This is a genomic window from uncultured Chitinophaga sp., assembly GCF_937874145.1.
Taxonomy (GTDB): Bacteria; Bacteroidota; Bacteroidia; order Chitinophagales; family Chitinophagaceae; genus Chitinophaga.
Genome location: NZ_CALNBI010000493.1, coordinates 1 through 14,663 on the forward strand (window position 1 = coordinate 1; position 14,663 = coordinate 14,663).

General features: G+C 56.5%; 10 protein-coding genes. 2 read left to right on the forward strand and 8 right to left on the reverse strand.

What is annotated here, in order from left to right:
* Positions 1-371 (reverse strand): hypothetical protein (locus Q0510_RS23360; protein WP_298717218.1); only part of this gene is annotated, 371 nt, incomplete at its 3' end.
* Between the two features lie 112 nt (positions 372-483).
* Entirely contained in the window at positions 484-1,245 is a 762-nt protein-coding gene (locus Q0510_RS23365) for an NIPSNAP family protein (protein ID WP_298717221.1), read from the reverse strand.
* Positions 1,246-1,326: 81 nt separating this feature from the next.
* On the opposite strand from Q0510_RS23365, the gene Q0510_RS23370 reads away from it, so the two are divergent.
* Positions 1,327-1,590: a hypothetical protein gene (locus Q0510_RS23370; protein WP_298717225.1), complete on the forward strand. Its 264-nt coding sequence runs from the start codon at positions 1,327-1,329 to the stop codon at positions 1,588-1,590.
* A 3-nt stretch (positions 1,591-1,593) separates the two neighbouring features.
* Here Q0510_RS23370 and Q0510_RS23375 read toward each other — a convergent pair whose 3' ends face one another.
* The 6 genes from Q0510_RS23375 to Q0510_RS23400 form a co-directional block, all read right to left on the reverse strand.
* The gene (locus Q0510_RS23375) at positions 1,594-3,129 is read right to left on the reverse strand and encodes a right-handed parallel beta-helix repeat-containing protein (protein WP_298717229.1); all 1,536 of its coding nucleotides are present in this window, start codon (positions 3,127-3,129) and stop codon (positions 1,594-1,596) included.
* Positions 3,130-3,137: 8 nt separating this feature from the next.
* Positions 3,138-4,430: an IPT/TIG domain-containing protein gene (locus Q0510_RS23380; RefSeq protein WP_298717232.1), complete on the reverse strand. Its 1,293-nt coding sequence runs from the start codon at positions 4,428-4,430 to the stop codon at positions 3,138-3,140.
* A 32-nt stretch (positions 4,431-4,462) separates the two neighbouring features.
* A complete protein-coding gene (locus Q0510_RS23385; RefSeq protein ID WP_298717235.1) occupies positions 4,463-6,286 on the reverse strand; it encodes a RagB/SusD family nutrient uptake outer membrane protein in 1,824 nt (607 codons plus the stop codon).
* A gap of 18 nt (positions 6,287-6,304) precedes the next feature.
* A complete protein-coding gene (locus Q0510_RS23390) occupies positions 6,305-9,724 on the reverse strand; it encodes a TonB-dependent receptor (RefSeq protein ID WP_298717238.1) in 3,420 nt (1,139 codons plus the stop codon).
* 108 nt (positions 9,725-9,832) lie between these two features.
* Positions 9,833-10,915 (reverse strand): FecR domain-containing protein, encoded by a 1,083-nt coding sequence (locus tag Q0510_RS23395; protein WP_298717241.1) that lies wholly within the window; start codon positions 10,913-10,915, stop codon positions 9,833-9,835.
* Positions 10,916-10,963: 48 nt separating this feature from the next.
* Positions 10,964-11,509 (reverse strand): sigma-70 family RNA polymerase sigma factor, encoded by a 546-nt coding sequence (locus Q0510_RS23400; RefSeq protein ID WP_298717244.1) that lies wholly within the window; start codon positions 11,507-11,509, stop codon positions 10,964-10,966.
* A 563-nt stretch (positions 11,510-12,072) separates the two neighbouring features.
* On the opposite strand from Q0510_RS23400, the gene Q0510_RS23405 reads away from it, so the two are divergent.
* Positions 12,073-14,598: a phosphocholine-specific phospholipase C gene (locus Q0510_RS23405; RefSeq protein WP_298717247.1), complete on the forward strand. Its 2,526-nt coding sequence runs from the start codon at positions 12,073-12,075 to the stop codon at positions 14,596-14,598.
* Positions 14,599-14,663: the final 65 nt, after the last annotated feature.

Below are 14,663 nucleotides of genomic sequence, written 5' to 3' on the forward strand. Positions count from 1 at the left end.
GCCACCAATGCATTGGCCGCCCCGTTCATCATCCCGCCACTCGCCCCCAGGCAAAACATCCATCCCTCCAACGCCCATATCTCCCCGGCAAACGCTACACCGCGGAATCCGGCGAACATACCCAGCGCCGCCACCACCATCACGAAACGATATCCCACACCGACACTCAGCGGACCAAACATCAACGACCCCGCCAGCAAGCCCAAAGGCATCCGGGACCACAACCCCGCCGCCGCTTCAGCATCCAGGCCGTAATGCAGCCGCAGGTCCAGCGCTACCGCGGCCGGCAGCGCCAACGCCATGCCGAACAGGAAAAGCCCTGCGCAACAGGCCCAAAACATGATATGCTTGTCGTAATGATACCTCAACATGGACACGGGTTCACTGTATTGACAGTCAACCACCCGAAGACCGTTACCCGCCGGTTTCGGCGCATAAAAAAAGCCCCGCCGCAGCGGAGCTCTACTTTTACCATGAATACGATCAAATATCGGAATACTCCATCGGGCGGAGGAAAAACTTCTCATTCTTCGATACGTTGTTCTTGTATTCTTCTTCGGCCGACAATTTCTTCCAGTCCGCATCCGCCGAAAACGCCTTCCAATGCGCGTCGCGGTCTTCCTGGCTGACGAAGGTGGTCAGGTACATGAGGTTCGGCATGCGCGCCCCCGCCAATACTTCGCCATAAAACACAGCATTAAAATTCAATTTGCGGAAAATCCCGATCTCATCGCCGGCATTGAACATCTTCACTTTGTTGTGGTAATACTTTTCCGTGGGGCTTTCGTAACTGCGCAGTTCGTACACCCGCGCGCTTTTGGGGCCCGTCAGCTTCGGCAGCTCCATCACGGGCATCCCGGAAAACGCCTGCAGCAGGATCGTCTCCATCCGGGCGTAGGGCGCCTGGTCGTGAGGAGCGTCAATGTAATCCTTTCCTGCCGCCTGCAATTGCGCATCACGGCCCAGGCGCACCTGCAGCTGGCTGAAGTGTCCGAAGGATTTGTAAGGCACGAAAACATAGATACGCAGGTCAGCCGTGTCTTGCACGATGGGCTGAAATACGCCCACCGCCTTGATGCCCTGCCTGTGAAGCGCCGGCAGATGCGCCGTTCGCAGATAATCGCTCACGCGCTGCAGCTGGGCCATTGTTTTGAAATGATAGATGCGGATTTCGTAAATCTCGGGCGAGGCGGCGCGCACGAACATGGAGCTGAGCAGCGCGGCGGCCAACAGTAATTGTTTCATATGGAATTTTTAAAATGCCCCGTCAAATTACTGCCCCGGCGCCATAGTTGCAAGCCCGCCGATTTTACGTAGCTTACAGCCATGAAGATCGCTCCGGATAAATGGAAACATTTCCTTGTAGGCATCCCCATGGGCGCCGTGCTCCTCGGGTTTTGCGCCTACATGATACCCTCCGCTCCCATCAAAGCCGCCGCACTCGCCCTGCTGCCTGTTGTCGGCATCAGCTATGGCTTTGAACTGTTCTCAAAAGTAACTGGCAAAGGCCACTACGATGTAATGGATGCCTTTGCCAGCATATTGGGCGGGATAGTAGGCATCGGAGCCGTCCTCCCTTTCCTGATGTAAATTTTATTGTACCGCGCCGATGCTCACTTTCCCGTTGACGGTGCGCGGTTGGCCATAGAAGTCCAGCTCACCCGCTTTATCCGCCGGCAGGGCAAAACCTGCGTTTTTAGCGGGCGAATTCGCGGGAATACGGAAGTCTGCCGGCAGCAGGGGATCCTGCCCGTGCAGGCTCGCCGCATCTACGCCCGAAGCGGTTTTCCAGGCGGAGAAGTCCGTAATGGCCGGACCGTTGATCGTGTTCCAGATCCACCCGGCGGGCGACGATGGCGCGAAATACAAATTGTTGTCGATCACATTGCCGCTGCCGGTGCCGGTGTACTTGTGGAAAAACAGATCGTCGGGCCCTGCCACCACCAGGTTATTGCGGACCACATTGTCGAAGCAATGCTCCGTCATCCGGAGCTCCCCTTCAATTTCGCCATAGGCGCCCCTGCTGCGGTTGTTGGCCACCAGGGTGTTATTGATTACGTAGCATCTGCGGGAACCGCCGCCGGTATAGTTCAGATATCCTCCCATATAAATCCCTACGCGCTGGCTGCCCGTCACGATGTTGTTGCGGACGATGCAATCGCTGGTGGGATAGGCATCCGTTTCGCTCACCACACCGATGCCGCGGTCGCAATCGTAAATGCGGTTGCGCTCTACGGTGATGTTGCGTGCGCCGTCCACATAAATCCCGATCGCACCATGGCCATGTACAACGCCAACCGGCCCCGTGGTCATATCGATATTGTAAAGGATGTTTTCGGAGATGACGCCGTTGCGGGCGTAATTATATTCGGGAACGGTATTGGCAGCATAACCGCCGGCCGCATCGATCCCGATGTTTTCCGCGTTGTAGATCTTGTTGCGGCGCACGACAAACCCGTCTACATACCCGTTGATGGTCAGGTTTTCGCTGTAGCCGGTGTTGCAGTCGTGGATCTCGTTATCTTCCACCAGTACGTTTTTCATGGCGATGGCGGTATTGCCGAGCACTTCGATGGCGTGCCCGCTGCGGCCCAGATCTTTATCCACATTATGTTCGATGTTGTAGATATGGTTCCGGCGGATGATGAAATTCCCCGATCCTTCGTCCGCCACCACACCGTTGACGTTCGCCCAGGGCGTGGAGCTCCGCAGCCTGCAGATATCGAACCCTTCCAGCACCACATAGCTGACAGCGCGGATGAGCACGAGCTGTTCCTTCCCGGCAACCGTCTGCCCTTCGCCGTCGATCACCGGATGCTCGCCGGGATAGGCTTTTAGGGTGATGTATTTGCCTTCGCTGCCGCTGCGCGGAAAGCGCACCTTTTCATAATATTTCCCTGCGCGCACCATCACGGTATCGCCCGGAAGGGCTTTCTTCAGTGCGTCGTTGATGCGGCCCATCGGCGCCTCGCGGGTGCCGGGTGCATTGTCGTTGCCGGTGGCAGACACGTAAATCGTGCGTACCTCCTGGGGTTTCGGGCTTTCGTCCCCGCCCCCGCCGCTCTTTCCGCAGGCGGCCGCGGCGAGCAGTGTGAGCATCATGATTCCGTTTACGATCATCCTTTTCATACTTTATATTATTCAGATACGATCTTCCTGATCCGGTTATTGTTCTTGTCGATCACGTAGGATACGCCGTTATCGCCGGCTGCCACGCCCAGCGGGCCGCGGAACGATGCGCTTTCGTTGATGGCGTCCATGTACCCGTAGTTGTTGCTGCCGGCGTAAGTACTCACGGCGCCGGTTGTTCCGTCAACTAAACGGATGCTTTGGTCGGCGTTATCGATCCCGTTCCAGGTGCCGTTTCCGGCTACCAGGATATTATCATCGGCGTCGATGGAAATACCATACGGGTTCGCGAATTTCGCCTCCGCGGCGGCGCCGTTTGCATAACCCGGCGCTCCTTTGGTACCCGCGAAGAGGCTCATGGCCCAGGTGTCCTTCGTTAATTTGTAGATCGCATGCTCGCCGGCGCTGGCGAAGAAGAGATCCCCCTTGCTGTCGAACGCAAGGCCCGCGGGATAACTCAGCGGCTCCAGGATGGTTGACTGCACGCCCTGCGAAGGCACACGGTAAATCCCGCCATTCCAGTCGCAGGTGGTGTAATACAGTTCATTGGTCTGTTTGTTGACAGTTACCAGCCAGGGTGCCGTTGCGGCGGTGAGATAAGTAGTGACCACGCCGAGCGGTGTCACTTTCTTGATCTTCCAGGAGCCGGGATCTGCGGTAAAGAGGTTGCCGTCTTTATCAATGGCCAGCCCGTACAGCAGGTTGAAGCGTGCCGCCTGCCCGGTGCCATCCGCATCTCCCTGGGAATTGGTGCCGGCAAAAGTGGTCACCACGCCCTCGGGATCGATCTTCCGGATACAATAATTGCCCACATCGGTCACATACACGTTGCCGGATTTATCGATAGCGATGCCGCCGCCGCGGTACCAGTCCACGCCATTGAAATTGAACATGGCGTCTTCGCCTTTGCCATTGGCGTAACCAGCCGTGCCGTTACCCGCGAAAGTGGTAACGGTACGGGTGAAGATGTAATTGAAATCTGCGCTGCTGGCCACTTCCTTCCCGGCGATCTTCACGGTTACCTTTCCGGAACCGCATCTTTTCGGCACCACCGCCATGATTTGGTTGAGACTGCTGCCGATGACGCGGAGCTTTTTACCGTTGACGGTCACTTCCACGTCTGCCGTATCGTTACTGAAATTGGAACCGTTGATGAGGATGGATGTGCCATGCCCGCCCGTTGCCGGCAGGAAGCCCGACATCGTCATGGGCACGCCGGGTTCGTGTTTGGCCTCGTCCTTTTCGCAGGCCGTCAGCAACATGGCGGCGGCCAGCATATATCGTGTGAATGCTTTCAACATAATTATTTGCGTTGAATGTTCAGATCAATGATTTACCAACCGGGATTTTGCACCAGCGCCCGGGCGCGCTCCATATCGTTTTGTGCGATAGGGAAGAGATACATTTTATCTCTCCAGTAACGCTGCTGATAGAGCTTCCGCGTGTAGAAACCGGTGAAGGAGAAGCCCTGCCCGCCGTCGTCGGCGTTTACATCCATCCCGTAGATGGCGGTATTTTCCGGTTTGCCTGCGAGGAGGCGGCGGTTCAGCGTCCAGTAGCGGTCACCTTCGAAGCAGAGCTCTACCTGGCGTTCGCGGAGGATATGTTTGCGCATTTCGTCTTTGTTGCCCACGGCGCCGGGATACACTGTTTCGATGCCCGGCAGGCCGGCACGCTCGCGCACCAGGTTGAGGTATTTCACGATATCAGGGTTGGAAGGCTGGTATTCGTTCAGTGCTTCGGCGTAGTCGAGCATAATTTCCGCATACCGGAAGAAGATAAACGGCGCGAAGTGCGGCACCTGGTCCCAGTAGATGCTGCTGGTAGCGCTGACGCGCTTCTGCACCAGGTACCCTGTCAGGTTATTGCTGCCCGCCCAGCGCTGGCCGGACGCCCCTGTATAATAAAACTCCACACGCCCTGTTCCGTCCTGGTTGCCGGAGGAAGAATACAGGTTGCGCTCATCCGTAGTACGCGCCGGCACAACGGGCCTGCGGTTGTAATTGATGAAAGCGTAGAAACGGGGCTCGCGGTTGGCATACATGTTCCACTCCCCTGACCGATGCCCCCAGCTTTCCGCCTGCGCGGCGCCGGCAAAACCGGTTTCCTGGTAATCGGAGGCCGGATCGCTGATCGTACGGCCATTTTTCATGGCAAATGCATCCACCAGGTTCTGGGTGGCGCAATACATCGCATAGCCGCCAGGAGCCGGGGAAACACATTTGGTGAAACCCCAGCGGTTCCAATTCACCACACCGAAAATGATCTCGTCGTTCCAGGCCGTGGTATGCACATCGCGCACCGACTCATAAGGATTGAACGAGGTGCCGCCATTGTCGAGGTTCGTGAACAACTTGTAAGCGCCCAGGTCGATCACGGCTTTCGCGGCTTCGGCTGCGATGCGCCAGCGCTCCGGATCTTTGTTGAGCGGCGCGAGGGGCTTGCCGTCCTGGTTCTTGAATCCGGCGAAAGCAGGATTTCCATTCCAGAGCTCGCTCGCCGCCAGCTGCGCAACTTTCGCCTTGATGGTCAGGCAAGCGCCTTTGGTGGGCCGGCCGTTATTCGCCGCCGATTCCCACCGCGCCGGCAATCCGGGCGCAGCGGCATCCATCAGCTCCGCTATATGCGCGGCGCACTCCTCGAAAGAATTGCGGGGATACTTGTCGTAATTATCGTTCCGGCTCATCTCACCCGTTACAATCACGAACGGACCGAACTGGCGGAGCAGGTAGAAATAATAATACCCGCGCAGAAAACGCACTTCGGATTTATACTGCGTCTTCAGATCGTCGCTCATCTGGTGCGACGGCACCTTGTCAATGTTATTTTCAAATACGAACGTTTTGCGGATACCGGTGTACATGTTACCCCAATAGTTGAAGTAAGCGGCGCCCGGGCTCCAGTTGCCGGCCACCATCTGGCGCACGTTGGTGGTGCCGATGGATACGGAAGACTCGTCGGCAGCGCCCATCGTAGCGAAATCGCCGCCGTCGTGCAGGTAAATGTGGCCGTAGGTATTGTACAGATAACCCTCGGCACCCGTCTTCGTCTGCCACACCATTTCATCGGTCAACAGGTTATCGGGCTGCTTGTCGAGGTATTTCGTACAAGACGCGAAGCAAATGGCCAGCAGCGGAAAAAATATTCTCTTGATCATATCGGATCGTTGTAGCGGTTAGAATTGCGCCCTCAGCCCGAGGGTGATTGTCCTGGAAAAAGGATACCTGGCGGCGTTGGAGCCCAGTTCAGGATCCCAGAGTTTGAATTTGGAGAAGGTCAGCAGGTTGGTGCCGTTCGCATACACTGCCAGGCTGTTGATACCTTTCACACGCTGGGCGGACGTAATGATGTTATACGACAGCGAAGCCTGCTTGAGGCGCATAAAGCTGCCGTCTTTCAGCCACCAGTCGCTGTCTACGTAGTTATTGTCGCCGGAGTTGGTGATGGTGAGGCGGGGATACCAGGCATCCTGGCGGGGATTCTCCTTCGTCCAGCGGTCTTCTACGTTCGCCAGCACACTGGCGGGATAGAGGCCGATACCGGCGAAAGGCACGATGCCCACGCCAACCGCGGCGCCGTTCTCCAGGTTAATTACCGAACCGTTCGCCATGATCGCTACATCGGAAACACCGGCAAACAGGGCCGACAGTTCCCATCTTCTATATCCCAGGTTAAAGCCGTAACCATATGACCATGCCGGGAAGGATGATTTGCCGAGTGCGCTGATGTCGTTCGCATCTACCCTGCCGTCGCCGTTCATGTCTTTGAATTTGATATCGCCGGGTTGCATGGGGCGCAGTTGTTCAGGGCTGCGGGCCACGTCCGCGTCATCCCTGAAAAGCCCCTCGTTGCGGTAGCCCCAGTATTCGCCGAATTTCGATCCTTCGAATGATTGGTAAGGGAAAATAGCGGTAGGCCTGTCGGCTTCGAGGATGCGGTTACGGGCGTAGGTGATATTCCCAAAGAGGCGCAGCGAAACGTCTTTCCCGATATTGGTATTGTATTCGATGCTGCCGTCGAAACCTTTGTTCTCCATTTCGCCGAGGTTCGCGAAGATCGCGTAATCGTCATAACCTCCGATCGAGGAAATGGACCCGCGCTGGATGAGGATCTGGCGGCGGCGGTCTTTGAACAGATCGAATGTGATGTTCAGCTTATCCCACAGCCCGATATCGAGGCCGAGGTTCGTTTTGGTGGAAGTTTCCCAGGTCAGCCCTTCCGTTCCGAAAACCGTTACGGAAGTACCGGGGTAGTTCGTGGGCGACGTACCAAATGATATTCCCTTCTGGCCATTGCTGAGGTAAGTAAGGTATCCGAAACGGTCATCGTCAATGGCGTCGTTACCGGTGTTCCCGATCGAGAAGCGTACCTTCAACAGGGAAAAAGCCGGCAGGCTGGTCATGAAATCTTCTTTGGAAATCACCCAACCCGCGGAAACTGCCGGGAAGAAGCCCCAGCGCTCGCCTTTCTGGAAGTTCTCGGAACCGGTGGCGCCGAAGTTGCCTTCCAACAGGTATTTGTCTTTATAACCGTAAGTTACACGGGCGGCCGCGTTCTGGTTACGGAAAGGGATCGACCATTTCAGATCCGTTGCACTGCCTTGTTGCCGGTTGCGGATCGCGCCTACGATCAAACCGCCGAAGCTATGATCGCCGAACGTTCTGTCGTAGCTGATATTCCCTTCCAGGTACATCATTCTTTCCCCGGAAGAAGTGGTGTAGAACCCGAGGTTCTTCTCCCCGAAACGGGTCTGCCGCAGTACGAGGTTGCCGTCGCCATCGCGGCGGTCGGCCAGGAACAAATCGTTCAGCCCGCGGCGCACCGTGCCGAATTCACCATAAGAATCAAACGAAAACCGTGCGGTAGCCGACAATCCCTTCGTGATCGCATCCAGGTTCTGGTTGATGGAAAGCACCGACTGCACGGAAGGTTTGAACTCCGTCGAATACCCCTGGTTCTGCACCACGTTGAACGGGTTCACGCCGCCGGTATTCGAAGGCCCGGCCCACACATTGCCGGGAAACGATACCGGGAAAGCGATGGGGTTGGTGGCGTAGGTATTATACCAGATATCCCTGGCGGAAGCCCCCGGGAAGCGGCTGTTCACCAGCATCGCCGCGAGGTTCAGGGATAAAGTAGTGGATTTGGTCACATTGAGGTCCACATTACTGCGGAAATCATACCGCTTGAAATTCAGGTTGGGGTTGTACCCGTTTACTTTCGTTACGTTATACTGCCCGTCCTGGTTGTAGAAAGACATGGAAACATAATACCGCATGGCCTCGCCGCCGCCGGAAACGTTGACGTTGGCGTTGGTCATAGGCGTCCAGTCTTTATAGATCTGGTCCATCCAGTTAACGTTCGGGTAGAGGTAAGGATCGAGGCCGCTGGCGGTTTTGGCAATACGTTCTTCGGTATAGGTTTCGGATTCGCCGTTGTTCCTGCGGGCTTCGTTATATAACTGCATGTACGTCACACCGTCGACCATTTTGGGGAGTTTGGTGAGCCCGGTAACGCCGGCTTCCGCTTTGGCGGAAACTTTCGGCTTGCCGGCCACGCCGCGCTTGGTGGTGATGATCAGTACGCCGTTCGCGCCTTTGGCGCCGTACACCGCGGTAGCGGACGCGTCTTTCAGCAGGGTGATGCTTTGAATATCTTCGGGGTCGATGTTGTTGAATGCCCCGCCGTAGGTGGAGTTTACATCCTGCCGCTGCACCCCGTCAACGATAATGAGGGGGCTCACGCTCCCCTGGAAGGTGCCAACTCCGCGGAGGGTGAAAGTAGGGTTGTCGTACCCCGGTTCGCCGCCGCCGCTTTGCATGCTGATCACACCGGCTACTTTGCCGGCGAGGGCGTTGGTAAGACTGATCACCGGCGTGCGCATGTCCTGCATGTTCACGGAAGCAACGGAACCTGTTACGGTTACTTTTTTCTGTGTACCAAAACCAACGATCACCACTTCATTGAGCTTGTCCACTTTTTCGGTGAGCGTCACTTTGAGGGTACGCTGCCCGGCAAAAGGGATCTCGGTGGGGTTCATCCCGATCATGGCGATGCGGAGCGTCTGCCCTTCGGAGATGGCGATGCTGAACACGCCCATCTCGTCGGTGGCTACGCCGCGCGAAGTACCCACCACGGCCACCGTGGCCCCGGGCAGCGGGGTCCCTGCAGGGTCCATCACCTGCCCGCGCACGGTGGATTCTTTGGCGCCTTCTTCCTGCGGCGCTGCCGGCTTCGCTACAGGCGCAGCCGGTTTACGCTCAAGCACGATGCGGTTGCTGCGCACCTGGTACACGATATTGCGCCCTTTCAGCACAGCATCCAGCACTTCTTCCAGTTTCGCATTCCGGAAATTCAGGTTCAGCCTTTCATTGTCGTTCAACAGTTGATTGCTGTACACCAGCGTGAAGCCGGTTTGTTTTTTAATGGAGCGGAACACCTGGAGGATGGTCATGTTATTCCCCGAAACAGTCACCGCCTTTTGCAGGGCAGGGTTCTGGACCTGCGCGGAAGCGGGGATGAACGTGGAAAAAAGCAGACATACAATCACCAGGGATCGCACTGCCAGGCGGCAATTGCGCATACATTTTCTCATGTGGAAAAAATTGGTTTGGTTGATATCAAATCAACATAACTACACCCGCTTTCGCAAAACGGGTGACAGCAGGCAGAATTTTTTTTTCTCGGGGGAAAGAAGAATGGATCAGTGCAGGCGGATGGTGTGCCCGTTATAATCGACGTCGCCGCCGCTGGTGGTAGCCAGGTCGTTGAGGAATTCCTGCAGGCGCTCCCGGTCCATAAGGCCCGTCACCTTCACGCCGCTGAATTTCCCGGACGCAGATTCAAACGCCAGCCCGTAAAACCGGGACGCTTCTTCCAGCAGGTCGGGAACGGAGGCGTTGTGGTAATAACGGATGCCGTTCATCCAGCTCAGCACTTCGTCGGCATCGAACGCCGATGCCTGGAGCCCTGTGCCGGTGCTTTCTCCCTGCTGCCCCGGCGCCAGCGTGAGCTGGCGGCCGTTGTGCGCCCTGAGCAGCACACTCCCTTCCACCAGCGCGGTTTTATCGCTGCCGGGTGTGTAGGTATTTATATTGAAGGAGGTGCCCAGCACCTGCACATCGGACTGACGCGTATGCACGATAAATGGCCGTTTGGCTTCTTTCGCTACGCGGAAGTAGGCTTCGCCTTCCACCGTCACCTCGCGCGCGGTGGCGCCGAAATGGAAGGGAAAATGCAGGCGGGACGAAGCGTTGAGCCTTACTTCGGTACCATCTGATAATACCAGGCGGTAGGTGCCGCCGGCTGGCACGTTGAGCACGGTCACCGAGGTGTCCTGGCTTTCGTAGTCGAGCGTGCCGTTTGCTGAACGGAGGGTCGATCCGCCGAGGGCCACCGTTTGTGCGGCGCTGTCGGGATGGAAATGGACCGTTTTGCCGTTGGCCATGGTGAGGCTGACGCCGGGCATGGGCGCGGTGGCGGTTTGTGCTATTTCGGTTGATGTGGTGGTGCTGGATTGCCAGGCGAACCATGCGCCCGCGCCGAGCAGTATGGCAGCTGCGGCGTAAGGGGCCCAGGCGCGGAGGCGGCTTTTCGGCCGGCGGCGCTGCTTCATTTCGTCGAGCCCCGATTCCGGCGCCACGGCTTTCACGTATACCGCCGTACGTTGCGAGCGCGCGTCGGCCGCGAGGGCCTCCCAGGCTTCGCGGAAAGCAGGATCCTCCTCCAGCTGCCGCTCGATCCCGGCTTCCTCTTCCGGTGTCAGATCGCCGGAGAGTTTGTGCATGTATAATTGAAATATGTGATCCTGGTATTCCATGATACGGTTAACAAGTTATGGTTTTTTCTGATGAATCACCGACCGCAGGAGCTTCAGCCCCCGCTTCAGGTGCGTTTTGAACGAATTGACGCTGATCCCCATCTCGTCGGCGGCCTCCTGGTAGCGCTTGCCTTCCATATATACCATATGAATCGCCATGCGCTTCTGGCCCGTCACCTGCTCCAGCGAAGACTGCAGCTGCCGGTAATAGTCGCCGCCAGCGCTCTCCTGTTCCGGCCGCCAGCTCTCGTCCTGCAGGCTCGAAAACGCCTCCTGGTGGCCGTCGCGTATCTTTTGCCGTTTCAGGTGGTTAAGGCAACGGTTCTTCACGGCCATATGTAAATAACCTTTCACATCCCCGTTGAACTGGAGATATAACTTCTTGTCCCATATGTCCATGAAGAAAGTCTGAACCAGATCCTTCGCTTCCTGTTCCTGTTGCAGGAACCAGTAAGCGTTAGCGCAAAGCACCTTGTAATATTTCAGGAACAATGCGTCGAATGCGGAAACGTCCCCCTCTTTCAGCCGGTCTATCAAAATTATGTCTGGAGCTTGATCCATAACGTATGCTTAACCCCGAATGAATGCTGTCGTCTATCTAATGAAACCTGGTGGTCGTGGTTGATTGCTGATGCCGTAAGTTAAAAAAATTCCCGCGGTAATTCTGCAAGCCTTTTCCTTCCCTTCCCGAACATTACAAATGTAACTCGAAACGATACCCGTTTTAAAACTTTGGGGCGACTGACAGGTGTATTGGGGCCACCACCGGTAAAAGCTGGGGCGACCGGCAAATTCTCCGTCGATCCTCCGTCGATCCTCCGTTCAAACACCTTCAAACCCGCACCACGAGCGAACATGTTCGGAGAATGGACGGAGGATGTCAGCACTATGTCAGCAGTCCCGGACGTTCTTCCGCAGTGCAATCCTTCAAGCATCCTCCAGGCAAAGCCCTTCAAACCTAAGCCAGCATTGGAGACGCGTGGAGGATGCCTGAAGGATGTCAGTAGCCCCGGACGGTAAGCATGTTTCATTTTCAGGTTTCATTTCCGTTCACATTATTTTAATATGCTTAAAAAATGTTTTTTCCTATTTTACCGGCCTATATCTCCTCAAACCACGTCAACATGGACAACAGAAGAGAATTTCTCCGGAAATCAATGCTCCTCTCCGGCGCCGCCGGCCTTTCCTCTTTCATGCCCGCTTCCATCCAGCGCGCCCTGGCCATCGAGCCCGCGCCGGGATCCAGCTGGGCCGATGCCGAGCATATCGTGATCCTCATGCAGGAAAACCGCTCGTTCGACCACTGCTTCGGCACCCTGCAGGGCGTCCGCGGATTCAACGATCCCCGCGCCATCACACTGCCCGATAAAAAACCCGTCTGGCTCCAGACCGACAAGGAAGGCAAAACGTATTCGCCTTTCCGCCTCGATCTGAAAGACAGCCGCATCACCTGGATGGGCGCGCTGCCCCACGGGCGCCACGACCAGGTAGACGCCAACAACAAAGGTAAATACGACCAGTGGCTGCTCGTCAAACAATCCGGGAAAGCCGACTGGAAGAGCATGCCCCTCACCCTGGGCTACTTCACCCGGGAAGACATTCCCTTCAACTACGCGCTGGCCGACGCATTCACCATCTGCGACCAGAATTTCTGCTCGGCCATGACCAGCACCACGCCCAACCGATCCTTCTTCTGGACCGGCAAAATCACCGTACCGGAAAACGGAGCCGCCAAAGCGCATATCCGCAACACCGATTACAGTTACGGCAAACTGGGATGGGAAACTTTCCCCGAACTGCTGTCCAAAGCCGGCGTGGAATGGAAATTCTATCAGAACGATCTGTCCTGCGGTGGCGGCTTCCAGGGCGAAGAGCGTTCCTGGCTGGCGAACTTCGGCTGCAACCTGCTCGAATTCTTTAAAGTTTATAACGTACAATTCTCCGACCGGTATGTAACGAACCTGCAAAAGCAGATCGACGAGCTGCCGGCCGAAATCCGCGCCCTCACGGAGGCCAGCCCTTCTTCCGAAGAAGTGTCGAAGAAAAACCAGGCCGCCATCAAAAAGAAACAGGAAGTGCTCGACAAAGCCACCGAAGAGATGGGCAGGTGGGGTAAAGAACGTTACGCGCAGTTGTCGGAAAAAGAAAAAGACCTTTTCCACCGCGCCTTCGTCATCAACAAAAACGATCCCCAATTCCGCAAACTCTCGCAGCTGGAATACGACGACAACGGCAAAAAGCGCACGCTGCCCGTGCCTTCGGGCGACCTGTTCTACCAGTTCCGCAGTGATGTGGAAGGCGGCAAGCTGCCGGCGGTATCCTGGCTGGCGAGCCCGCAGAATTTCTCCGATCACCCCAGCGCGCCCTGGTATGGCGCGTGGTATGTGTCGGAAGTGATGGACATCCTTACGAAGAATCCTGAAGTCTGGAAGAAAACGATATTTATTGTGACCTACGATGAGAACGACGGATACTACGATCACGTGCCGCCGTTCTCCATTCCTGATAACAACAAACCCGGGACCGGTAAAGTATCCGCCGGTATCGACACGGAAATCGAGCACGTGCGGCTGGCGAATGAACTGGCACAGGGCGTTGCGCAAAAGCATGCCCGCGAAGCCCCGATAGGCCTGGGTTACAGGGTTCCCTTGCTCATCGCTTCGCCCTGGAGCCGCGGTGGCAAAGTGTGCTCGCAGGTGTTCGATCACACATCCACCCTTCAGTTCCTCGAAACGTTCGTGGAGAAGAAATACAAAAAGAAAATCCGCAGCGGCAATATCAGCGAATGGCGGCGCACCATCTGCGGCGACCTCACGGCCGCGTTCAGCGAAACCGGTGCCGTGCCTTCGTCGCGCCTGCCTTTCCTGGAGCAGAAACAATTCATCGAAGCCATCTACAGCGCGCAGTTCAAAGATTTGCCTTCGGGTTTCAGGGAGATCAGCGGCAGCGAGCTGGATAAAATGATCGCGCAGCCGGAACTGGCGAATCCGCTCGCCAAACAGGAAACGGGTACGCGGCCTTCTACATTCCTGCCGTATGAATTGTACGCCAGTGGCTATTTTGATGCCGCCAGCAAGGCTTTCGTGATCAATATGGGCGCGGGCAACCAGCTGTTCGGCAAGCGTTCCGCCGGATCGCCGTTCACTGTTTACGCGCCGGAAAGCTACGCGGGCGAGGTTTGCCGCAACTGGCATTTCGCGTCCAAAGCCGGCGACCGGTTTACCTACGCATGGCCGCTCGCGGAGTTCGATAACGGCAAATATGCGCTGCGCCTGCACGGGCCCAACGGCTTCTTCCGCGAATTCCGCGGAACGCAGCAGGACCCTGGCGTTCGCGTGGATGGCATGTTCGAAACCACCGGCAAAGCGAAAACGCCCACGGGCAATCTCATTTTGCAGCTGCAAAACCGGGGTGCACAAACCGTGCATATCAAATTGAAAGATCATGGATACGGAAAGAACGACAATGCTTTTGCGCTCGCGCCCGGAGCCCGCAAAGAGATCATCGTCACCAAAAGCGAACACAAGGGCTGGTACGATTTCAGCGTGCTGGCAGAGGGTTTCGCCGGATGGGAACAGCGTTTCGCGGGGCGTGCCGAAAGCGGTAAAGAAACCATTACCGACCCGGTGATGGGCAAAGCTATCGGTTAATATCAGTTTGCCATACAAATCAAAACAGCCGGCTCCGTTGGGGCCGGCTGTTTTTTTCCCACCTG

Coding starts and splice junctions, on each gene's coding strand:
- Q0510_RS23380 (WP_298717232.1), bottom strand. CDS start 4,430: ATGTTGAAAGCATTCACACGATATATGCTGGCCGCCGCCATGTTGCTG.
- Q0510_RS23395 (WP_298717241.1), bottom strand. CDS start 10,915: ATGCACAAACTCTCCGGCGATCTGACACCGGAAGAGGAAGCCGGGATC.
- Q0510_RS23405 (WP_298717247.1), top strand. CDS start 12,073: ATGGACAACAGAAGAGAATTTCTCCGGAAATCAATGCTCCTCTCCGGC.
- Q0510_RS23400 (WP_298717244.1), bottom strand. CDS start 11,509: ATGGATCAAGCTCCAGACATAATTTTGATAGACCGGCTGAAAGAGGGG.
- Q0510_RS23385 (WP_298717235.1), bottom strand. CDS start 6,286: ATGATCAAGAGAATATTTTTTCCGCTGCTGGCCATTTGCTTCGCGTCT.
- Q0510_RS23375 (WP_298717229.1), bottom strand. CDS start 3,129: ATGAAAAGGATGATCGTAAACGGAATCATGATGCTCACACTGCTCGCC.
- Q0510_RS23390 (WP_298717238.1), bottom strand. CDS start 9,724: ATGAGAAAATGTATGCGCAATTGCCGCCTGGCAGTGCGATCCCTGGTG.
- Q0510_RS23370 (WP_298717225.1), top strand. CDS start 1,327: ATGAAGATCGCTCCGGATAAATGGAAACATTTCCTTGTAGGCATCCCC.
- Q0510_RS23365 (WP_298717221.1), bottom strand. CDS start 1,245: ATGAAACAATTACTGTTGGCCGCCGCGCTGCTCAGCTCCATGTTCGTG.